The sequence below is a fragment of the Streptomyces sp. NBC_00104 genome, from assembly GCF_045160825.1.
Taxonomy (GTDB): Bacteria; Actinomycetota; Actinomycetes; order Streptomycetales; family Streptomycetaceae; genus Streptomyces.
This window is the reverse complement of sequence record NZ_CP108215.1, coordinates 9,669,040-9,690,000: the sequence shown is the minus strand read 5'-3', so window position 1 is coordinate 9,690,000 and position 20,961 is coordinate 9,669,040. Positions and strand designations below refer to the sequence as shown.

The 20,961-nt window shown below is 71.6% G+C and carries 17 protein-coding genes; 6 read left to right on the top strand and 11 right to left on the bottom strand.

Annotated elements, in window-relative coordinates; all coding sequences use genetic code 11:
- Positions 1–127: 127 nt before the first annotated feature.
- Positions 128–787 (top strand): hypothetical protein, encoded by a 660-nt coding sequence (locus OG272_RS42360; protein WP_326574431.1) that lies wholly within the window; start codon positions 128–130, stop codon positions 785–787.
- A gap of 142 nt (positions 788–929) precedes the next feature.
- On the opposite strand, the gene OG272_RS42355 is transcribed toward OG272_RS42360, so the two are convergent.
- Together OG272_RS42355 and OG272_RS42350 are read right to left on the bottom strand one after the other, a co-directional pair.
- On the bottom strand, positions 930–1,799 hold the full coding sequence (locus OG272_RS42355; RefSeq protein WP_327726696.1) for a DNA-formamidopyrimidine glycosylase family protein: 870 nt from the start codon (positions 1,797–1,799) through the stop codon (positions 930–932).
- Between the two features lie 132 nt (positions 1,800–1,931).
- A complete protein-coding gene (locus tag OG272_RS42350) occupies positions 1,932–4,022 on the bottom strand; it encodes a SpoIIE family protein phosphatase (protein WP_327726697.1) in 2,091 nt (696 codons plus the stop codon).
- 76 nt (positions 4,023–4,098) lie between these two features.
- Here OG272_RS42350 and OG272_RS42345 point away from each other — a divergent pair, with 76 nt between their 5' ends.
- Together OG272_RS42345 and OG272_RS42340 are read left to right on the top strand one after the other, a co-directional pair.
- On the top strand, positions 4,099–5,523 hold the full coding sequence (locus tag OG272_RS42345; protein ID WP_326574434.1) for a lipase maturation factor family protein: 1,425 nt from the start codon (positions 4,099–4,101) through the stop codon (positions 5,521–5,523).
- Between the two features lie 150 nt (positions 5,524–5,673).
- The gene (locus OG272_RS42340) at positions 5,674–7,023 is read left to right on the top strand and encodes an amidase (RefSeq protein ID WP_405895788.1); all 1,350 of its coding nucleotides are present in this window, start codon (positions 5,674–5,676) and stop codon (positions 7,021–7,023) included.
- A gap of 315 nt (positions 7,024–7,338) precedes the next feature.
- Here the strand turns inward: OG272_RS42340 and OG272_RS42335 are convergent, their stop codons facing one another.
- Positions 7,339–7,512, bottom strand: coding sequence for a hypothetical protein (locus tag OG272_RS42335; RefSeq protein WP_326574435.1), 174 nt, complete (start codon positions 7,510–7,512; stop codon positions 7,339–7,341).
- 495 nt (positions 7,513–8,007) lie between these two features.
- Between OG272_RS42335 and OG272_RS42330 the strand changes: the two genes are divergently transcribed.
- Positions 8,008–8,505 (top strand): hypothetical protein, encoded by a 498-nt coding sequence (locus tag OG272_RS42330; protein WP_327726699.1) that lies wholly within the window; start codon positions 8,008–8,010, stop codon positions 8,503–8,505.
- Here OG272_RS42330 and OG272_RS42325 read toward each other — a convergent pair.
- From OG272_RS42325 to OG272_RS42305, 5 genes are all read right to left on the bottom strand, one after another.
- Positions 8,484–9,977: an SDR family NAD(P)-dependent oxidoreductase gene (locus OG272_RS42325; RefSeq protein WP_327726700.1), complete on the bottom strand. Its 1,494-nt coding sequence runs from the start codon at positions 9,975–9,977 to the stop codon at positions 8,484–8,486. The two genes, OG272_RS42330 and OG272_RS42325, sit on opposite strands and share 22 nt — an antisense overlap.
- 346 nt (positions 9,978–10,323) lie before the next feature.
- Positions 10,324–11,670 (bottom strand): wax ester/triacylglycerol synthase family O-acyltransferase, encoded by a 1,347-nt coding sequence (locus OG272_RS42320; RefSeq protein WP_405895787.1) that lies wholly within the window; start codon positions 11,668–11,670, stop codon positions 10,324–10,326.
- A gap of 165 nt (positions 11,671–11,835) precedes the next feature.
- Entirely contained in the window at positions 11,836–13,056 is a 1,221-nt protein-coding gene (glgC, locus tag OG272_RS42315; protein WP_326574439.1) for a glucose-1-phosphate adenylyltransferase, read from the bottom strand.
- Between the two features lie 62 nt (positions 13,057–13,118).
- On the bottom strand, positions 13,119–14,270 hold the full coding sequence (gene glgA / locus OG272_RS42310) for a glycogen synthase (RefSeq protein ID WP_405895786.1): 1,152 nt from the start codon (positions 14,268–14,270) through the stop codon (positions 13,119–13,121).
- Between the two features lie 107 nt (positions 14,271–14,377).
- Entirely contained in the window at positions 14,378–15,118 is a 741-nt protein-coding gene (locus tag OG272_RS42305; protein WP_405895785.1) for a (2Fe-2S)-binding protein, read from the bottom strand.
- 229 nt (positions 15,119–15,347) lie between these two features.
- On the opposite strand from OG272_RS42305, the gene OG272_RS42300 reads away from it, so the two are divergent.
- Positions 15,348–16,496 (top strand): DMT family transporter, encoded by a 1,149-nt coding sequence (locus tag OG272_RS42300; protein ID WP_405895784.1) that lies wholly within the window; start codon positions 15,348–15,350, stop codon positions 16,494–16,496.
- Between the two features lie 33 nt (positions 16,497–16,529).
- On the opposite strand, the gene OG272_RS42295 is transcribed toward OG272_RS42300, so the two are convergent.
- A complete protein-coding gene (locus OG272_RS42295) occupies positions 16,530–17,648 on the bottom strand; it encodes a transglycosylase family protein (protein ID WP_327726706.1) in 1,119 nt (372 codons plus the stop codon).
- A 337-nt stretch (positions 17,649–17,985) separates the two neighbouring features.
- On the opposite strand from OG272_RS42295, the gene gndA reads away from it, so the two are divergent.
- On the top strand, positions 17,986–19,425 hold the full coding sequence (gndA, locus tag OG272_RS42290; protein WP_326574444.1) for an NADP-dependent phosphogluconate dehydrogenase: 1,440 nt from the start codon (positions 17,986–17,988) through the stop codon (positions 19,423–19,425).
- 460 nt (positions 19,426–19,885) lie between these two features.
- Here gndA and OG272_RS42285 read toward each other — a convergent pair whose 3' ends face one another.
- Entirely contained in the window at positions 19,886–20,230 is a 345-nt protein-coding gene (locus tag OG272_RS42285) for a GNAT family N-acetyltransferase (protein ID WP_326574445.1), read from the bottom strand.
- A 47-nt stretch (positions 20,231–20,277) separates the two neighbouring features.
- Entirely contained in the window at positions 20,278–20,697 is a 420-nt protein-coding gene (gene panD, locus OG272_RS42280; protein ID WP_326574446.1) for an aspartate 1-decarboxylase, read from the bottom strand.
- Positions 20,698–20,961 lie beyond the last annotated feature (264 nt).

Here is a 20,961-nt window from a genome sequence, read left to right as displayed (position 1 = left end):
CCGTGCGGTGGAGGGCTCCGAATCTTTTGGTTGGCATTGGTCGTGGGGCTTGAGTGATTCGCCGGTCTGGTCCGTACCGGTGGGGGCAGGAAGCAACCCCCACCGCACACCGGCCCGAGGAATTGCCATGTGGTCCCAGGATCGTCATCACGACGTCGGCGCGTACGCGCTGGGCGTGCTGGACGAGGTGGATTCGTTCCACTTCGAGGACCATGTCCGCGGCTGCCCCCAGTGCGCGGTACAGGTCACCGAGTTCCGTCCGGCAGCCCGGCAGCTGATGCTGTACCGCAACGCGACCCCGCGTGCCGTGCACCCGTTCGCGGCGCCCGGTCCCCGCATGCTGGGACGGCTGCTCGACGAGGTGGCCGCCCGGCACCGGGCGAAGCGCAGGCGCTGGCTGTTCGCGCTGGCCGCCTCCGTGGTCATCGCCGTGGGCGGCCCCGCCGTGGCCGTTCTCGCAGGTCCGGGCGAGGCTCCGGACACCGTCGCCGCCACCGACGCCAAGACGGGCGTGTGGGCCGAGGTCAAGGCCGAGGACCACGACTGGGGCAGCGACATCGTGCTGAAGGTCAAGGAGGCGGACGGCGCTCACGCCTGCCGGCTCGTCGCCATCGGCAAGGACGGCTCCGAGGAGACGGTCGCCAACTGGAAGTCTCCCGAGGGCGCCGACAAGGCCTCCGAGATGGTGGGCGGCACCGCCATGCAGCGCGAGGACATCAGCCGCTTCGAGGTGCGCAGCCAGGAGGGCGAGCTTCTGGTGACCCTCAAAGCCCCGGCCTGGCGCTGAATCGGGCTGAACAGGTCCGCCGGATACGCCGCCCGTTCCACACCGAGGCGGCCACCCGATTGGTCCGTACCTTCAATGGTTGCGGATCATGGTCGGGCTCGGTTCCGGGCCGCTTCCGGTGCTCCCGGGCCACGCGGACGCACTACTTGAGCAACCGCGACAGCCGTCGGTCGGCGAGCGGTTTGCCACCCGTCTGGCAGGTCGGGCAGTACTGCAGCGAGGAGTCGCTGAAGGAGACCTCCCGGACGGTGTCGCCGCACACCGGGCAGGGCTCGCCGGTGCGACCGTGGACACGGAGCCCGCTCTTCTTCTCCGCCTTCAGCCTCCCGGCCGCCAGCCCCCGGGAGCGCTCGACGGCCTCGGTGAGCGTGGCGCGCAGCGCCTCGTGGAGATGCCGGGTCTCCTCCGGCTTCAGCGACGAGGCCAGCTTGAAGGGCGACATCTTCGCGGCGTGCAGGATCTCGTCGCTGTACGCGTTCCCGATCCCCGCGATCAGGCTCTGGTCCCGCAGCGCCCCCTTGATCTGCCGCCGCTCGCCCGCGAGCAGCCCGGCGAAGCGGGTCACGTCGAACTCGTCGGCGAGAGGGTCCGGGCCGAGCCGGGCGATGCCGGACACCTCCGCCGGGTCCCGTACGACGTACACCGCCAGCCGCTTCTGCGTCCCGGCCTCGGTGAGGTCGAAGCCCTCGCCGGTCTCCAGGGCGACCCGCAGCGCGAGCGGGCTCTTGCCGCCCGGCTTCGGCGGACCGTCCGGCAGCCGGTCCTTCCAGTGCAGCCACCCGGCCCGGGCCAGATGCGTCACGAGGTGCAGTTCCCCGCCGTCCGCCTCGATGTCCAGAAACTTGCCGTACCGCCGCACGCCCGTGACCTGCCGCCCCTCCAAGGCGGTGACCGGGGGGTCGTACGTCTTCAGCACACTGATCGCCACGGGCAGCACGCGGACGACTTCGTGACCGACGAGGCTCCCGACCAGGAAGTCCCGCAACGCCTCCACTTCGGGCAATTCAGGCATACATCCAGAGTGCCACGGGGCACTTCGGGCCGGTGGGTGAGTGCGGGTGCGTGGGGGCTGGTCGAGCAGTTCCCCGCGCCCCTCGACGACACGGCCCCACGGGCCGAAAGCAGGGGGCGCGGCCCCTGCTCTTCAGGGGCGCGCGCCCGGCAGCACGAACTCGCACCACACGCACTTCCCCCCGCCCCGCGCCTCCACCCCCCACACGTCCGTCAGCCGATCGACCAGCAGCAACCCCCGCCCCGACACCCCCGCCTCCCCCGCCTCCCGCCGTCGCGGCAGCGCGCTGGAGGAGTCCTCGACCTCGACCCGCAACCGCCGGTCGGACCCGGCCAGCGCCCGCAGCGTCACGATCGCGGACCCCTCCGTGTGCATGAGCGCGTTGGTGATCAGTTCATCGGCGACGAGCTCGATCTCGTCGGCCCGGTCCCGCGCGCCCCACGTGCGCACCGCCGCGCCGATCATGTGCCGCGCCTCGGTGAGTGCCTCCGGGTCGCCCGCCCCGACGTGCTGCTGGAGCCGCCCGCCGGGCTGCTCGGCACTGCTGCTGCGGCGCCGCAGCAGGAGGAGGGCCACATCGTCGTCGCCGCCCCTCTCCTCCGCCACGTCGATGAGCCGGTCGGCGAGATCGTCGACGTCGTCCGGCCCGGTGGCGATCAGCGCCCGCAGGGTCCGCAGGCCGTCGTCCAGGTCGGCGCCCGGCTCCTCGATGAGGCCGTCGGTGCACAGGAGCAGTGTCTGCCCGGAGTCCAGCTCGACGGCGGTCACCGGATACTCCAGGCCGCCGAACTCGGCCGACAGCCCGAGCGGCAGGCCCCCCTCCACGGTCACCCGGTGGCAGGAGCCGTCGGTGTGCCGGATCAGCGGGTCGATGTGCCCGGCCCGGACCATCTGGACCACTCCGGTGGACAGGTCGACCTCCGCGTACAGGCAGGTCGCGAAGCGGTCGGTGTCGAGTTCGTGGAGGAAGGCGGAGGCGCGGGCCATCACCGTGGCCGGGGTGTGGCCCTCGGTGGCGTAGGCCTTGAGGACGATACGGAGCTGGCCCATGACGGCCGCCGCGTGCGTGTCGTGGCCCTGGACGTCTCCGATGACCGCGCCGACGCGCCCGCCGGGCAGCGGGATGAGGTCGTACCAGTCGCCGCCGATGTCCCGGCCGAGCGAGCCGCCGAAGGAGGCGGCCCGGTAGCGGACGGCGATGTCGGCGCCAGGGAAGCTGGGGATGGACCGGGGCAGCATCGCCTGCTGGAGGCCCTCGGCGAGGTCCTTCTCCTGCTCGTAGAACATGGCCCGCTGCAGGCTCTGGGCGATGCTGCTGCCGAGCGCGATGAGGACGTCGCGTTCCTCGGAGGTGAAGCCCCGCCGGTCGTTGTACAGGAGCCCCATCGCGCCGATGGGGCGGGCCTGCACGATCAGCGGCAGATACGCGGCCGAGGTGATCTTGAGGTCGGTGATGTGCGGCCACAGCAGCGGATACGACTCGGCGAACTCCTCCGGCGACTCGATGAAGTGCGGGACGAGCTGCCGTACGACCTCGTTCATCGGGTACTTCACGTCGAGGCGGGTGATCCGGGTGCCGGGCACGTAGCTGTCCTGGGGGCCGGCGGCGACCATCCGGATGCGTCCGGCCTCCACCAGGCCCATGACCAGGCTGGTGGCACCGAGGTGGGTGAGGCCGTCGGTGTCCTCCAGGACGTCGATCACGTCCTGGACGGTCCGGGCGTGGGCCAGGGCGGCGGTGATGATCTGGACGACGTTGGCCTGCCGGCGGCGGGCCTCGCCGCCCGCGGTCCGCTGGGTGCGGGAGCGGATCTCGCGGAGTTCCCGGGTGGCGTCGCGGACGATGCCGATGACACGGTACGGGCGGCCCGTCTCGTCGCGGCGGATGTAGCCCTGGGTGTGGGTCCAGCGCATGGTGCCGTCGCGCATACGGATGCGGAAGTAGGCGCCGTAGTTCTCGCTGCCGTCCTTGAGGGCCTGCGAGACGAGGGTGTCGAGTCTGCGGCCCTCCATCGGGGGCACCCGCAGCGACAGGCTCTCCGGGGTGCCGTCGTATTCGTCCGGGCGCACGTCGAAGATCTCGTGGGCGGTGGCGTCCATGTGGAACGCACCGGCGTCGAGGTCCCAGTCGAAGGTGCCCATGAGGTTGAGCGCCAGGACCGGGTCCGGGTGGGCGAGCCAGTCGTCCGGGACGTCCGAGCCGCTCGCTCCCCGATCAACCATGGGGCCACTTTGCCAGCAATTGCCCGATTAATCGAGTGGAGGGACGGCCGTCGATCCGCTCACTATCGTCGGTACCGTGGACTGGTTCACCGCACCCGACTACTGGCTCGGCCGACTGCTCTTCCAGCGGTCCCTGGCCGCCCTCTATCTGGTCGCCTTTCTGGGGGCCGCTCTGCAGTTCCGGGCGCTGATCGGCGAGCGCGGCATGCTCCCGGTGCCCCGCTTCGTCGAGCGGGTGCCGTTCCGGCGGTCGCCGAGCGTGTTCCACCACCACTACTCGGACCGTTTCTTCGCGGTGTGGGCCTGGGCGGGCTGCGCGGTGTCGGTGGCGCTCGTCGCGGGGCTGGACTCGCTGCTGCCCCTGTGGGCCGGCCTGGTGATGTGGCTCGTGCCGTGGGCGATGTACCTGTCGATCGTGAACGTCGGTCAGACCTGGTACGCGTTCGGCTGGGAGTCGCTGCTCCTGGAGGTCGGCTTCCTGGCCGTCTTCCTCGGCAACGACGAGGTGGCACCGCCGGTCGTCGTGCTGTTCCTGCTGCGCTGGGTGCTGTTCCGGGTCGAGTTCGGCGCCGGGCTGATCAAGCTGCGCGGCGACGAATGCTGGCGGAGGCTGACCTGCCTCGACCATCACCACGAGACCCAGCCGATGCCCGGCCCGCTCAGCTGGTTCTTCCACCACCTCCCGAAGCCGTTGCACCGCGTCGAGGTGGCCGCCAACCACGTCACCCAGCTCGTGGTCCCGTTCCTGCTGTTCACACCGCAGCCGATCGCCACGGCCGCCGCCTCGCTGATGATCCTGACGCAGCTGTGGCTGGTCCTGTCGGGCAACTTCTCCTGGCTGAACTGGATCACGATCGTGCTGGCCCTGTCGGCGGTCGACTTCGGGACGGCGGCACCGGACACCCCCGACGCACCCCTCTGGTACTCGATCGTCGTGCTCGCCGTCGCCGCGCTGGTCCTCTGGCTCAGCTACCACCCGGTCCGCAACATGATCTCCCGCCGCCAGGTCATGAACCGCTCCTTCGACCCGCTGCACCTGGTCAACACCTACGGGGCGTTCGGCAGCGTCAGCCGGGTGCGGTACGAGGTGGTGGTGGAGGGGACGGCGGACGACGTGCCGCGCGAGGACTCGCGGTGGCGGGAGTACGAGTTCAAGGGCAAGCCGGGCGATCCGAGGCGCTGGCCGCGCCAGTTCGCCCCCTACCATCTGCGGCTCGACTGGCTGATGTGGTTCGCCGCGCTCTCCCCCGCGTACGCCGGTTCCTGGTTCGGGGCCATGATGGAGCGCCTCCTGGAGAACGACCGCGACACCCTCCGACTGCTCCGCCGCTCCCCCTTCCCCGCCGACGCCCCGCCCCGGTACGTCCGCGCCCGCCTCTTCCGCTACCGCTATACGACCTGGCGCGAGCTGCGGGAGACCGGGGCGTGCTGGGAGCGGACGTACGTACGGGAGTTCATGCCGCCGACGCGGCTGGCCACGTCGCCCGCGAGGACGTCGTAGCCGGGCGGCCGCGGACGCGTCTCCTCACGGCGGCCTCTCGACGCGGGGCCGTCACACAGGGCACAGTGCTCCCGTACTCGATCGTTACTCACGAGTACGCCCCTCCGTCGCGTACGACACCGACGCGCACGACATCGCCAGGGAGCGCCCGTGACCAGCTGGGTCGGCCGGACCGCCGCCGAGATAGCCGCCGCCGTGCGGGAGAAGCGGGTCACGCCGCGTGAGGTCGTGGCCGGGCATCTCGCTCGGATCGAGGCGCTGGACGGGCGGGTCGGAGCGTTCCGCAAGGTCCGGGCGGAGGCCGCCCTGGCGGAGGCCGACGAGGTGGCCGGCCGGACCGATCTGGCGGAACTGCCCCTGGCGGGCGTGCCGGTGGCGATCAAGGACAACCTCGCCGTGCGGGGCGAGTCCACCCGGAACGGGTCCGCCGCGACCCCGGACACGCCGGCCGGGGACGACCATGTGACGGTGGCCCGGCTGCGGGCGGCCGGCGCGGTGGTCGTGGGGCTCACGAACGTGCCCGAGCTGTGTGTCTTCGGCACCACGGACGGCGTGCACGGCACGGCCCGCAACCCGTGGGACACCTCGCGCACGACCGGCGGGTCCTCGGGCGGCAGCGCCGCCGCGGTCGCCGCCGGGCTGGTGCCGCTGGCCCTCGGCAACGACGGCATGGGCTCGCTGCGCATACCGGCCGCCAACTGCGGTCTGCTCGGCCTCAAGCCGGGCTTCGGGGTCGTCCCGGCGGACATCGGGCACGGCGACTGGTTCGGCATGTCCGAGAACGGCCCGCTCGCCACGACCGTCGAGGACGCCCGGCTGATGTTCCGGATACTGGCGGGAACGGACGCCGGACAACCCTCCGGGACCACCCCGCGCTCACCGGACATCGCCCTGTCCGTACGCAGCCCCCTTCTCGGCGTGACCGTCACCCGCCCGTACGCCGATGCCGCGCGCCGGGCGGCCGAGTCGCTGGCCGGGTCCGGCCTTCGGGTCCGGCCGGCCGATCCGCCGTATCCCGTCTGGCTGGGCACGACCTCGCTGGCGCACTGGACGGCGGGGACGGCGGTGGACGCGGAGGGCCTCGATCCGGAGCTGCTCACCCGGCGCACGCGGGTGCACGCGGCCGTGGGGCGACGTTTCGTGAAGGGGGTCCGCGCGGGCGACCGCCGGGAGCAACTGCGCCGACGCCTGGAGCCGTTCTTCGCCGAGCACGATGTGCTCCTCACCCCGGCGCTCGCCCGGCGCGGGCCCGCCGCCACGAACTGGCACGAGCGGGGGTGGCTGCGCAATCTGCTGGTGAACACCACCTACTCGCCGCTGACCCCGCCGTGGAATCTCACGGGCTGGCCGGCGATGTCGGTGCCGTTCGGCACGCTCGCGTCGGGCGTGCCCTGCGCGGTGCAACTGGTGGGCCGTCCGGGTTCGGAGCTCGAACTCCTGGAGGTGGCGGGCCGGTTGGAGGAGCTGAACCCGTGGCGCCGGACGGCGCCGATCGGCTGACCCGGGACGACCGACGGCCTCCTCCGGTCGGCGACGCACCGCCGACGCGCCCTTCCGGAGCGCCTCGTCCATGAGGTGCTGCCCCACCCGGCCGTCCTTCGGGAGCTCGAACGGGTCCGGGGCGTGCGCGGACGGTGAGGCCGAGGGAGGCCCAGCAGCCGTACGGCGGTACGGGTCTCGATGCGGGCGGCAGGGCCACCGCGGTGGGGCGCCAGAGCGGCCGGAGCCGGGCCGGTCGTGGGCCGCGGCTTCTCCGGTCTGCATGGGCGCGAGTCCGGCACGCCCATGCAGAGGGCGATCGCGAAGATCCTGCCGTCAGTCCACGCTGGGCAGGATGTGGGGCTCGGCGAGGTCGTCCTCGTAGCCCGCCAGTCGGATCGGGGCGGACCTGGCCCACACGTCCAGGCTGCCGAGTTCCTTCTTCGACCGGCCACCGCCCTCGGTGTGTTCCTCGGGGCGTTGATCGCGATTCGTCTTCTCTGGTGTCACCGCGCACTCCTTATGTGTCGGGTCACCCTCGGGACATCGGCCCAGCCTGCCGCTGTGCGCCTGACGTCCGCTCGGGTCTGAGTCGATGTCAGTTCGGACGCGGTGGCGCCGGTTTACCTGGATGTGAGAGCAGGCCGTGGTGACCGGCTTGTCCCGGGACGGACCGTGGGTGTGGGTGGGACCCATATAAGGCTGTCCGTCCGGTACAGAGTAACCAAATGAGCGGGCAGCCGCTCGATGGGGCTGAAAACAAGAGGTAACTGTCTTGAGTCGTTCAGCGCCCAGCAGGCCTCACCCTAGGGCAATTTGACCCATTTACCCGATCTGTCATCACCCGTTCGGCTCAGCACTCGCACCACGCACCGAGCCGACGACCCATCGGATCGCTGCCCTCGGCATGTAGTTCAGGTCCCGTTGGCCGAATCGCAAGCCGACCATGATCTGCTCATGTGTCGCAACGGCATTTCTCGCGGGCGGACTCGGGAGGACCGGCGGATGGAACTGCGCGGCGTCGAGGAGCTGATGGACCTGCTGCACGCCCGCCGGGGCGGCGGCGGGGCGGCGGACCACCACGGGGGCACTCCGGTCGATCCGTACGAACACGCGCTGCGGACCGCCGCGCTGTTGCGCCGAGGGCGGCCGGCCGACAAGGAGCTCCAGGTGGCCGGCCTGGTGCACACCCTCGGGCATCTACTCCGTCCGGGTGACGACACCAGCCATGCCGACCTGGCCGCCGACACGGTACGCCCGCTGCTCGGCGAGCGGGTCGCCCGTCTCGTACGGCTGCACGCCCTCGGCGCGGACGATCTCGTGCGCCTGCACGCGGGCGGCTGGGCGGACGCCACGCTCGTCGAGGACGTGCTGGCCCTGCGGCACGCGGACGAGGCGGGCCGGACCCCCGGCGTGGACGCCGGGGTCCTGGAGGACTGGCGGACGGTACTGGAGTTGGTGTCGGACCGGGCCAGGGCGGATCACCACTTGCCGGGCGCGTAGTCCTTCAGGAAGACGCCGTACAGGTCCTCGCCCTGCTCGCCGAGCACCACGGGGTCGTAGACGCGGGCCGCGCCGTCGACGAGGTCGAGCGGGGCGTGGAATCCCTCGTCGGCCAGGCGCAGCTTGTCGAAGTGGGGGCGCTCGTCGGTGATCCAGCCGGTGTCGACCGAGGTCATGAGGATGCCGTCGGTCTGGAACATCTCCTGGGCGCTGGTCCGCGTGACCATGTTCATCGCGGCCTTGGCGGCGTTCGTGTTCGGGTGGCCCGCGCCCTTGTACCCGCGGCCGAAGACACCTTCCATCGCCGAGACGTTCACGACGTACGCGCGGCCGCTGGCCGCCTTCCGCGCGGCCTCGGCCATGGCCGGGCGGAGCTTGCTGATCAGGATGAAGGGCGCCGTGTAGTTGCACAGCTGGGTCTCGAGGAGCTCCACCGGGGAGATCTGCTCGATGGTCTGCACCCACGTGTTGCTGTCGACCACGTCGGGGACGAGGCCGCCCGCGTCGATGGCGGTGCCGTCGAGGTGTCGGGCGACGCTGGCGTTGCCCGCGACCAGGGCGAGGTCGGCGACCTGCTGCGCGTCGAGGCCGCTGATGCCCGCGGGCAGTGCGGTCAGACCGTCGACCGCGCCGGAGTTGAAGGCGCCGATGACGCGGTGCGGGGGGAGCTCGCCGGCGGGCAGCGGGGCGCTCTCCCCCTCGACCAGGGCGGCGTAGGCGGAGGGCAGACGGCGAACGGTCTGGGTGGCGTTGTTGATCAGGATGTCGAGGGGGCCCGCCTCCGCGACCTGGTCGGCGAGGGCGACGGCCTGGGCCGGGTCGCGCAGGTCGATGCCGACGACCTCCAGGCGGTGCAACCAGTCCGCCGAGTCGTCCATGGCCTTGAAACGGCGGATGGCGTCCTTGGGGAAGCGCGTGGTGATGGTGGTGTGCGCGCCGTCGCGCAGCAGCCGCAGGGCGATGTACATGCCGATCTTGGCGCGGCCGCCGGTGAGCAGGGCGCGCTTGCCGGTGAGGTCGGCGCGGGCGTCGCGCTTGCCGCGGTTCAGGCGGGCGCAGTCGGCACAGAGCTGGTGGTAGAAGTAGTCGACTTCCACGTACCGGGCCTTGCAGGTGTAGCAGGAGCGCGGGCGCTGGAGTATCCCCGCGATCTTCCCCTCCTCGGTCACGGACGACGGCAGGATGCCCTCGGTCTCGTCGTCGATCCGCTGGGCGGAGCCGGTGGCCGTGGACTCCGTGACCGCCTTGTCGTGCGCGGTCTTGGCGGCCCGGCGCTCCTGGCGGCGGCGCTGCTTCACCGTGCGGTAGACACCGGCGGTCGCCCGGCGCACCGCGATCGCGTCGGGGTGGTCGACCTCCAGCTTGTCCAGCTCTTCCAGCACGCCGAGACACACGGCGAGCCGCTCCGGGTCGATGCCGGGGCCGTACGCGACCTCGTCCGTGGTCGCCGGGCCGTCCTCTGTCACCGTCATCGCGCTGCCGTTTCCCTGATCACCCGCGGCACGCCGACCGCGTCCGCCACCGAACGCGGAATTCTACGGAGCGACGGCCCCGGTCACCAAAAAACCAGGCCTCGCCCCCGCCGCCCCTACCCGTCCCGTCCTCCAGGGGCTGCGCCCCTTCGACCCCCATCCGCGGGTCCGGTGGGGCTTCTCGCGCAGTTCCCCGCGCCCCTTTTCAGGGGCGCGGGGAACTGCGCGAACGGGGTCCGGGGCGGAGCCCCGAGTCTGTGACGGGGGTCGAAGGGGCGCGCGGCCCCTGGAGGACGGGACGGGTAGGGGCGGCGGGGGCGAGGAAAGTCGGGCGTCACCGCTGGTGTCAGAGCTCACACGCCGCCAGCAGGTCCTGGACCTCCCGGGTGACCGCCCGGGAGAGCAGTTCCAGATCCGGCACGGCCTCCGCGTCGGCGACGAGGCCGTAGTGGACGCTCCCCCGGTACGTCGAGACGGCCACGGCGAGGGACTGGCCGTGGGCGAGCGGGGCCAGCGGATAGATCTCCTCGAGGGGGCAGCCACCGAGGCGGAGGCCGAGGCTGGGGAGCGGGACGCTGGTGACGAGGATGTCGAACCAGAGGCGGGCGGCCTGGCTGACAAGCGGACCGCCGAGCCGATGGCCGAGGGGCAGTACGTGATCGGCGAGGAGGGCGACCGCGCCGGCGCCCCGGTTGGGCCCGGCGTCCTTGTTGCGGTCCATCGCCATGCGCACCGTACGCAGTCGGCCGAGCGGGTCCGGGTCGTCCACCGGCAGTTTCATCAGATACCCGGAGAGCCGGTTGCCCTGGGGGTACGCGGTGCGCGGGCGGCGCCTGGAGACGGGGATCAGCGCCCGGGGCGCGACCCCCTCGCTGCCGTCCCCGCGCTCGTCCAGCCACCGGCGCAGCGCGCCCGCCACGACGGCGATGAGGACGTCGTTGACGGTGCCGCCGACGGTCTTGCGGATCCGGTGCACGTCGTCGAGGTCCACGAGCACCCCGGCGGTACGACGGGTGCCGCTGGCCTCGGAGGTGAGCGCGGTCGAGGAGCGGGCGCCGAGGGTCGCGTCGAGCGTGGTGCGGGCGACGGAGGCGCCGATGTCGAGGGCGCGGCCGAGGTCGGAGAAGGTGCCCCGGACCAGGTCGGGCAGTTTGCGCACCTCGTCGAGGAGGCCGCGCGGCGGCTCCGCGGGGCGCGGCCGGGGCGCGGGCAGGTCCATGGGGTCCATGACGGCGGCGGCGAGCGTCAGCGCCCGCAGCCCGTCGGCGAGGGCGTGGTGGAACTTGAACAGCACGGCGAAGGTCGTGCCGTCCTCCCCGGGGAGCACACGCGCCTCCCACGGCGGTCGGCCGCGCTCCAGCGGGCGTTCCATCAGCCGCCCCGCCACCTCGTGGAAGTCCGCGGTCGGCGCGTGCAGCCGTACGTGGTCGAAGGGCTCGAAGTCGGCGACGGGCTCACGGGTCGCACCGCCGAAGGCCAGCGGCAGCCGTACGTCCGGGAGCCAGACGTCCCGGATCCGCATCCGCAGCCCGGGCACCGCGGCGGCCCGCGTGGCGAGCAGCTCGGCGGCGTGCGCTCCCGCGGTGGGCGAGTTCGCCGTGAAGACGCCGAGGGCGGCCAGGTGCATGGGATGTTCGGCGGTCTCGATGTTCCAGAACGCAAGGTCGAGTGGGGCGAGCGGGTCAGAATTCAATGGCTTGCCTCGCGTCGACGACGGGTGAGTCAGCAGTCAATCGCTGTTGGCCGATTACGGTCAAGTACGATCAAGCTACGCATAGTTAACAGCAGATTAAGTCCCGCCACATGACGAAAGCGGGACTCATGCGACATCCGTGTTCACCGTGGTCACCCTGAAGGCCTACGGCACCTGCTGCCCCTTGCCCAGGGCGATCACTCCGCCCCGGGAGACGGTGTAGAGCTCGGCGTCCCGCTCGGGATTGACTCCGATGGTCGCACCCGGGGGCACCTGGACGTTCTTGTCGAGCACGGCGCCCCGTACGACCGCGCCCCGCCCGATGTGGACGTTGTCGTGCAGGACCGAGCCCTGGACGACGGCGCCCGGGTCGACGACGACTCCCGGGGACAGCACGGACCTCGTCACCTGGCCGCGGATCAGACAGCCCGCACTGATGATCGACTCGCTGGCGATGCCGCCCGCGTTGAACCGGGCCGGGGAGAGCTGGCCGGAGCTGGTGTAGATGGGCCAGCTGCGGTTGAAGAGGTTGAAGGCGGGGCGCTCGGCGATGAGGTCCATATGGGCGTCGTAGTAGGCGTCGAGCGTGCCGACGTCCCGCCAGTAGCCCTGGTCGCGGGTGGTCTCGCCGGGCACGTGGTTGGCGCTGAAGTCGTAGAGCTGGGCCTCGCCCCGTTCGGTGAGCTGGGGCAGGATCGAGCCGCCCATGTCGTGGACGGAGTCCTCGTCCTCGGCGTCCCGCTGGAGCGCCTCCACCAGGGCCTTGGTGGTGAAGAGGTAGTTGCCCATCGAGGCGAACACGGTTTCGGGGTCGTCGACCAGGCCCGGCGGGTCGGCCGGCTTCTCCAGGAAGCGCTCCACGGTCCGGCCGTCGGAGCCGGGGGTGATCACGCCGAAGGACGACGACTCCGTGCGCGGTACGCGGATGCCGGCCACCGTCACGCCCGCGCCGCCCTCGATGTGCTGCGTCAGCATCTGGCGGGGGTCCATGCGGTAGACGTGATCGGCGCCGAACACGGCGACGTACTCCGGCTGTTCGTCGTGCACCAGGTTCAGGGACTGCAGGAGCGCGTCCGCACTGCCCAGATACCAGCGCGGGCCGAGCCGCTGCTGGGCCGGGACCGGCGTGACGTAGTTGCCCAGCAGGCTCGACATCCGCCAGGTCGTGGTGATGTGCCGGTCCAGCGAGTGCGACTTGTACTGCGTGAGCACGCAGATGCGCAGGATGTCCGCGTTGACGAGGTTGGAGAGGACGAAGTCCACCAGGCGGTATGTTCCGCCGAAAGTCACCGCTGGTTTCGCGCGGTCGGCGGTCAGGGGCATCAGCCTCTTGCCCTCACCGCCCGCCAGTACGATTCCCAGCACCGAAGGTCCACCGCGCCGCATGCCGCCGCCCCTCTACACCTGCTTGTGCTCTACACCTGGTTGTGCCGAACCCTGCGTCTCGACTACCCCTGTTTGAGGACTTCCTCGTAAAGCTGGGCCGTCCGCCGGGCGACCGCGTCCCAGCCGAACTCGCGCACCGCGCGCTCCCGCCCGGCCTGGCCCATCCGGGCGGCCGCACCGGGGTCGGCGAGCACCGCGTCGAGGGCGCGGGCCAGCTGAGCCTCGAAGTCGTCCTCCGTCGACACGAGGAGGCCCGTGACGCCGTCCTCCACCACCTCCGGGATACCGCCGACCCGCGAGGCCACCACGGCCGTGCCGCAGGCCATGGCCTCCAGGTTGACGATACCCAGCGGCTCGTACACCGACGGACAGACGAACACGGCGGCGTGCGTGAGGAGCTGGATCACGTCCGGGCGCGGGAGCATCTGCGGGATCCAGAACAGGCCCTCGCGCGCACGGCTCAGCTCCGCGAACAGATCGCGGAACTCCTGGTCTATCTCCGGAGTGTCGGGCGCCCCCGCGCAGAGCACGACCTGCACCGCCGGATCGATGTCCCGCACGGCGCGCAGCAGGTGGGGCACGCCCTTCTGCCGGGTGATGCGGCCGACGAAGAGGACGTACGGCCGGGCGGTGTCGACGCCGAGGCGGTCGAGGACGGCCGTGCCGTGGTCCGGCTGGTAGAGGGAGGTGTCGATGCCGTTGTGCACGACGTGGAGCTTCGCCGGGTCCAGCGCGGGATAGCAGCCGAGGATGTCGTCGCGCATGGCACCGGAGACGGCGATCACCGCGTCGGCGGACTCGATCGCGGTGCGCTCGGCCCAGCTGGACAGGGCGTAGCCGCCGCCCAGCTGCTCGGCCTTCCAGGGGCGCAGCGGCTCCAGCGAGTGGGCGGTCATCACATGCGGGATGCCGTGCAGCAGCTTGCCGAAGTGGCCGGCGAGGTTGGCGTACCAGGTGTGCGAGTGGACCAGTTCGCGGCCTTCGAGACCGGCCGCGATGGAGAGGTCCACGGAGAAGGTGCGCAGCGCGTCGTTGGCGGCGTCGAGCGTGGACCAGGGCCGGTGGCGTACGACGCCGCCGCCCGCGCCCTCGCCCCAGCAGTGCACGTCCAGGTCGACGAGGGCTCTCAACTCGTGGGCGAGGAACTCGACATGGACGCCCGCGCCACCGTAGACGTCGGGCGGATACTCCCGGGTCAGCAGGCCGACTCGCACCCGGAACCCCCTGTCTCAGCGGCTGGTTCCCACATGGTCACCCAGAAGGGTCCGATGGGGAAGACCACGATTTTCCCGCGGAGGCACGCCCGGTGTCGGGCGCGGTGTCAGGCGCGCGGACCGTGGGAGGGTGGCGCGCCGGGCGGCCGGTCGAAGCAGCAGTCGCCGCACAGCCCGCCGCCGGGCAGTCGGTAGTAGAGACAGCAGCTGCGGCGGCGGTAGGTCGCCGGGTCGAGCGTGCCGGCCAGGTCGGGCTGCGCGAACAGGTCGGCGGCCAGCGCGCGGGCCCGACTCGCCTCCCGCGTGCGGCCGTTGGCGGCGGCCCAGCGGTCGATCTGGCGCACGGCACCCATCAGCGCGGATGCCGCGTTGCCCCACAACAGGCGCTCGGACAGGGGCAGTTGAGCGCGCAGAGCCGCCGCCAGCGGTACGAGATGGCCGTCCCGTACGACCTCGCCGATCCGCTCTGCGGGCAGGCTCCGCACCTCGGTCAGCCACAGGTCGTCCGGGGCGCTCGCGTCCGCGTCCCAGCGCAGGAGGCGCGGGTCGAGATCGGGGACGCGGCCGTACAGGGCGGCCGCCCCGAGAGCCACCGACCACAGGCGGGCGGCGAAGCCGAGGTGGGCGAGGGAGGCGGCCACCCGCGGCTCGGGAGCCCGCACACTCCTCGCGACTTTCCGGACACGGAAAATCACGGGATTCGCGTAAACCTCCGGTTCCACATCGGCATCGCGTGCCGCATACGCTTCCGCCAGCGTGGGCGGCGGCCCGTGCGGCGGTTCGCCCGTGCGTAGGACGAAGAAGCCGCCGAGTGCCGAGAGGGCGGAGAGGCCCGGGTCGTGGTCCACGAGGACGAGTAGTACCAGGGCCGGTGGGCGCACTCACCTGGAGGCCTGCACTCCGTGTCGCCCACCCTGGGTATGACGGCGGGCCCGTCGTACTCCATCGGCAGTAGGACCCATTGAGTGCTCAGGGACGACGACGGCGCATGCACATCCGAGGCATCGTGGTCATTATGAAAGCCGAGCGTTCACCGCGCCGGGCCAGGAGCCCCCGCGCTGCGCTGAGGAGCCGAATATGAGCGCCCTCGCGTTGTCCGTACTCCTGTCGTTCGTCTCCGCCGTCGCGTATGCGGGCGGGGCGATCGTCCAGGAGCGAGTCGCGGTGTCCTCCCCCGGCCGGGTCTACGCGCCGCTGCGCCGGCCGGGCTGGTGGGCCGCCGTCGGGCTGAACGGCCTCGGCGGGCTGCTGCACGTGGTGGCCCTGGCCTACGGCCCGCTGAGCCTGGTGCAGCCGCTGGGCGCGCTGACCATCGTCTTCGCCCTGCCCATGGCGGCGCTCTTCGTGGGCCGCAGGGCCGGCGCCACGGCCTGGCGGGGCGCGATCATGGCGACGGTGGGTCTGGCGGGCCTGCTCTCCCTGGTCGGCTCGGCCGACGTGCAGTCGCTGGACAACGCCCAGCGGGTGCTGGTGGCCGTGGTCAGCGCCGGTGCGGTGGCCGCGCTGATGGTGACGGCGCGCGCGGCGCACCGGCACCCGGCGGTGCGCAGCATCCTGCTGGCGGTCGCCTCCGGTGTCGCGTTCGGCATGGCCTCGGTCTTCACGAAGACGGTCGCCGTGGACTGGACGGACGGCGTCGCCCTCTCCGACGTGCCGACCCTCGCCGTCATCGGTGTCTTCGCCGCGGCCGGTCTGCTGCTGTCCCAGGCCGCCTACCGGGGCGGCGGCCTCGCGGCCCCGCTCGCCACGCTGACCGTGGTGAACCCGGTGGTGGCGGCCGCCGTCGGCATCACGATGTTCGGCGAGACGTTCCGCTACGGCACGACCGGCACCCTCCTCGCACTGGGCTGCGGAGTCGTCGCGGCGGGCGGTCTGATCCTGCTGACCACCGAGCGCCTCGGCGTCGAGGTCCAGGCGGAGCGGACCGACGAGGACGTCACGGTCACGGCCGCCGACCGGGAGTCGCTCGCCCTGGAAAAGCTGCTCGCGGGGCTGCCGCGGCAGTCCGCCGAGGTGCCGGACACCGAGGTGCCGGACACCGTCGGCGACGCGATCGACCTGGACGAGCGCGTGGTCGTCCCGGCCCCGTTCCTGGGAAGCGGCGCCACGGACGGGGACGACGCTCCGCCCGGACTGCTGCTGCGGCCGTTCCACGACGAGCTGTATGTGCCGAGGGCGCTCCTCGACCGGCATCGCGACCGGCACCGCGACCGCGTGAAATCCTGAGCGGGAGGCCCCGAGCGGGCCTCCCGCACCGCGTCAGATCCGAACCCCTCCCGCCCGCAGATAGGCGATCGGATCGATGTCGCTGCCGAAGCCGGGCCCCGTCCGCACCTCGAAGTGCAGATGCGGGCCCGAGCTGTTGCCCGTGGAGCCCGAGCGGCCTATGCGCTGGCCCGCGCCCACGTTCTGGCCGGTCTTCACGGAGATCGCCGACAGATGGGCGTACTGCGTGTAGCGGCCGTCGCCGTGGCGGATCACCACCTGGTAGCCGAAGGAACCGCCCCAGCCCGAGCTGACGACCTCCCCGGCGGCCACGGACTTCACGGTGCTGCCGGTCGCCACGGGGAAGTCGACGCCCGTGTGGTAGCCCTTCGACCAGGAGGAGCCCGAGGCGCGGTAGGGCGTGCCGAGGGAGGCGCTGACGGGGGCGACGAAGGACGCCGACTCCTGCCGCCGCTCGGACGTCTGCTCCTTCTGCTCCTTCTGGACCTTCTTCTGTTCTTTCTGCTGTTCTTTCTGCTGCTCTTTCCGTTGCTCTTTCTTCTGTTCCTTCTTCGGGTCCTTCTTCTGGCCCGCCGTGTTCAGGCTGAGCCTCTGTCCGGGGACTATCACGTCCGGATCGGAGCCGATGGTCCTGCGGTTGGCCTCGTAGAGCTTGCGCCAACCGCCCCTGACCTCGCGGGAGTCGGCGATCTCGGAGAGGGTGTCGCCCCGGACCACCGTGTACATCTCGACCTTGCCGGCCTGCGACTGGGGCGTGGTCTGCGGCTTCACGTCCTCGATCGTGAGGCCCGCGCGGGCCGAGCACACGGGCCAGGCGTCGGGGCCCTGTCCGTCGAGGACCTTCTCGGCGATCGCGATCTGCTGTTCCTTGGTGGCCAGGTCCGCGCGGGCGGCGTAGGCCGTACCGCCGAAGGCCTCCCAGGTGGACTGGCTGAACTGCAGGCCGCCGTAGTAGCCGTTCCCGGTGTTGATGTTCCAGTCGCTGGTGGACTCGCAGGCCGCGACCTTGTCCCAGGTCTCGGCATCGGCCGCCTCCGCGACCCCGGTGCCGATCAGCGGGAGCGCCATTCCCGCGCCGCCCGCCGTGACGGTGAGTGAGGCGCGGTTGATCCTGTTCGGCTGGTACCGGCGGTGCCGACCGCGTACGGCCATGGAAAAGCCCCCCTCGCCCTATGCCATGAGCCGCAAAAGTAAGTGCCGCGAACCGGCCATGACAAGACGAAAAATCAGCCGCTCCCGTCCCGCGCGTGGCGGGTATGCGACCTGCTCCGGCGCGTAAGTGCCCCCGTCCGGCGCTCGAGTGACCAGGGACGGCGCGCAAGGCCTCGGGTTGCGCGCCCCATTGAGGCAGGTAGGGCCCTTCCTGCGTACTCAAGCCCGGCAGGCCGCGCAGTGCGGACGGGGCCGGTGCACGTCAGGATGGCCGGAAGGACAATACTGGCGGGCAGGAACGGCACCACCGATATCAGGATCCATAGGAGCCAACCGTATGAGCACTTCAGCCCAGATCGGCGTCACCGGCCTCGCGGTCATGGGGAGCAACCTCGCCCGCAACTTCGCCCGCAACGGCTACACGGTCGCCGTCCACAACCGCTCCGCGGCGAAGACCCACGCGCTGATCAAGGAGCACGGGCACGAGGGCGACTTCATCGCGGCCGAGACCGCCAAGGACTTCGTACAGGCACTGGAGCGGCCCCGGCGCCTGGTCGTCATGGTGAAGGCGGGCGGACCGACGGACGCGGTGATCGAGGAGTTCGCGCCGCTCCTGGAGCCCGGCGACATGATCATCGACGGTGGCAACGCGCACTTCGCCGACACCCGCCGCCGCGAGGCCGCGCTGCGCGAGCAGGGCATCCACTTCGTCGGCGCGGGCATCTCCGGCGGCGAGGAGGGCGCGCTCAACGGGCCGAGCATCATGCCGGGCGGTCCGGTCGAGTCCTACGACTCCCTCGGCCCGATGCTGGAGAAGATCTCCGCGAAGGCCTCCGACGGCGCGCCGTGCGTCACGCACGTGGGGCCGGACGGAGCCGGGCACTTCGTGAAGATGGTCCACAACGGCATCGAGTACGCCGACATGCAGCTGATCGGCGAGGCCTACCAGCTGCTGCGCGACGTGGCCGGTTACACCCCCGCGCAGATCGCCGAGATCTTCCGCACCTGGAACACCGGCCGGCTCGACTCGTATCTGATCGAGATCACGGCCGAGGTGCTGGCGCACGTGGACGAGGCCACGGGCAAGCCGTTCGTGGACGTGGTCGTCGACCAGGCGGAGCAGAAGGGCACCGGCCGCTGGACCGTCCAGATCGCGCTGGACCTGGGCGTTCCGGTGTCCGGCATCGCCGAGGCCGTCTTCGCGCGCTCCCTGTCCGGCCACGCGTCGCTGCGCGAGGCCTCCCGCTCGCTGGCCGGCCCGAAGGCCACCCCGCTCAGCGCGGCCGAGGCGGGTGCCTTCGCCGACCGGGTCGAGCAGGCGCTGTACGCCTCCAAGATCGTGTCGTACACCCAGGGCTTCCACGAGATCGACGCGGCCCGCGACGAGTACGACTGGAACATCGACCTGGGCAAGGTCGCCTCGATCTGGCGCGGCGGCTGCATCATCCGGGCGGCCTTCCTCGACCGCATCCGCGCCGCGTACGACGCCCGGCCCGACCTGCCGAGCCTGCTCTCCGACGAGACGTTCGCCCAGGAGATCGCGGCGGCGCAGGACGACTGGCGTGAGGTGCTGGTGGCCGCGACCCGCCAGGGTGTCCCGACGCCCGGGTTCGCGGCGGCGCTGGCGTACTACGACGCGCTCCGTGCCGAGCGGCTGCCTGCGGCGCTCACGCAGGGGCAGCGGGACTTCTTCGGGGCGCACACGTACCGGCGGGTGGACCGGGAGGGGTCGTTCCACACGCTGTGGGGGCAGGGCCGCGGTGAGGTCGAAGCCTAAAGGGGTGGGGGTGCGGATCGATTGGCGGCTGCGGGTCGTTCGTGGCTGGTCGCGCAGTTCCCCGCGCCCCTGAGGTTGGAGATGTGGCCCGGCATGGAAACGTCCATGCCGGGCCTTTCTTCTGCCACCTGACCACTTGCTACGACAAGGGTCCCGGCCTCGGCTCCCCCGGCACCGGGTCCGGGCCCGGGGGGTTCGGGACCGGGTCCGGGGTCGGGGTGGGACGGGGCTCGGGGGTGGGGACGGGGTCGGGGAACGGGGTCGGCGGGAAGGGTTCCGGGCGGTCGGGGCCCGGCCCCGGGGTGGGGCCCGGCTTCACGGGGTCCGGGTCGGGATGCGTCATCGCGTCCTCCAGCCAGTGGGTACGTCGGCCATGGACTTGTGCCACGGGTACCCGTCGCCCGCGCGGGCAGTCACCCGGTCGGCCGAGCCTGCACCGACCATCTCGGCGACGGGTTCCTCAGAACCCCTCGGGATGGGCGAGAAGCCAGTCCTTCGCGGCCCGCAGCAGCTCCGGATCGGCGGCCGGCGCCTCCTCGGGGTGGCGTTCGGCCCACCTGACGACGTACGGGCACAGGGGCGCGACGACGATGCCCTCGCGGGCCGCGATGCCGTACAACTCCCGGGCCAGCGAGCCCGCGACACCCTTGCCCTCGTGCGCGGGCTCGACGATCGTGTGGACCGGTACGAGCGCGCCCCGCGGGGATTCGAGGACGAAGTACTGGATGTGACCGGCCAGTTCGTCGCCGGTGAGGGCCTCCAGCCGGCCGGCCGCCCGGTCGTCGCGGATCTGTACGTCGCTCATGGCACTCCTCGCGTGCGGATCGGGACGCCGGGCGGCCGCGCGTGGCCTCAGACGGTGGCGGCCTGCGGGCTGCGCCGCTGGTCCGAACCCGGGACCGGCTCGGACGCGTCCGAGCCCAGGGCCACGATCCGGTTGTCGCGGTCCACGTGCACGACCCTGGGCTCCAGGGTGCGGGCCTCGGCGTCGGAGACCTGAGCGTAACTGATGATGATCACCAGGTCTCCGGGGTGCACGAGATGGGCCGCGGCACCGTTGATCCCGACGACCCCCGAGCCGCGCTCGCCCTCGATGACGTACGTCTCCAGCCGGGCGCCGTTGGTGATGTCCACGATGTGCACGAGCTCGCCCGGCAGCAGGTCGGCGGCGTCGAGCAGGTCGGCGTCGATGGTCACGGATCCGACATAGTGCAGGTCGGCCTGGGTGACCGTGGCACGGTGGATCTTGGACTTGAACATGGTACGCAGCATCGGTGCACTCCCGGAAAGTAGGCTCCCTGCCCGCGTTGTTGCGGGTCAAGGGCGGTTTCCACACCGTCGGCGAGTCGCGTGTTCGGGCAGCTTCGCTCAGGTTCCCCAGGACTCGTGCTGACCGATTGCCGACTTTTCCGACGGTGCATCAGACGTGGGTGAGGGGCGCCGGGGATCGTCTTCACTCCCCCGGACCGCCCTTCACCGACGACCGGGATCAGCGTACGCAACAGCCCCCGAAGACCTCCGTGACGATCGCCACAG

Bases quoted from the DNA above. Each gene is read 5' to 3' on its own strand.
- OG272_RS42360 (WP_326574431.1), top strand. From the start codon at position 128: ATGTGGTCCCAGGATCGTCATCACGACGTCGGCGCGTACGCGCTGGGC.
- OG272_RS42355 (WP_327726696.1), bottom strand. From the start codon at position 1,799: ATGCCTGAATTGCCCGAAGTGGAGGCGTTGCGGGACTTCCTGGTCGGG.
- OG272_RS42350 (WP_327726697.1), bottom strand. From the start codon at position 4,022: ATGGTTGATCGGGGAGCGAGCGGCTCGGACGTCCCGGACGACTGGCTC.
- OG272_RS42330 (WP_327726699.1), top strand. From the start codon at position 8,008: ATGGAACTGCGCGGCGTCGAGGAGCTGATGGACCTGCTGCACGCCCGC.
- OG272_RS42325 (WP_327726700.1), bottom strand. From the start codon at position 9,977: ATGACGGTGACAGAGGACGGCCCGGCGACCACGGACGAGGTCGCGTAC.
- glgC (WP_326574439.1), bottom strand. From the start codon at position 13,056: ATGCGGCGCGGTGGACCTTCGGTGCTGGGAATCGTACTGGCGGGCGGT.
- OG272_RS42300 (WP_405895784.1), top strand. From the start codon at position 15,348: ATGAGCGCCCTCGCGTTGTCCGTACTCCTGTCGTTCGTCTCCGCCGTC.
- OG272_RS42295 (WP_327726706.1), bottom strand. From the start codon at position 17,648: ATGGCCGTACGCGGTCGGCACCGCCGGTACCAGCCGAACAGGATCAAC.
- gndA (WP_326574444.1), top strand. From the start codon at position 17,986: ATGAGCACTTCAGCCCAGATCGGCGTCACCGGCCTCGCGGTCATGGGG.
- OG272_RS42285 (WP_326574445.1), bottom strand. From the start codon at position 20,230: ATGAGCGACGTACAGATCCGCGACGACCGGGCGGCCGGCCGGCTGGAG.
- panD (WP_326574446.1), bottom strand. From the start codon at position 20,697: ATGCTGCGTACCATGTTCAAGTCCAAGATCCACCGTGCCACGGTCACC.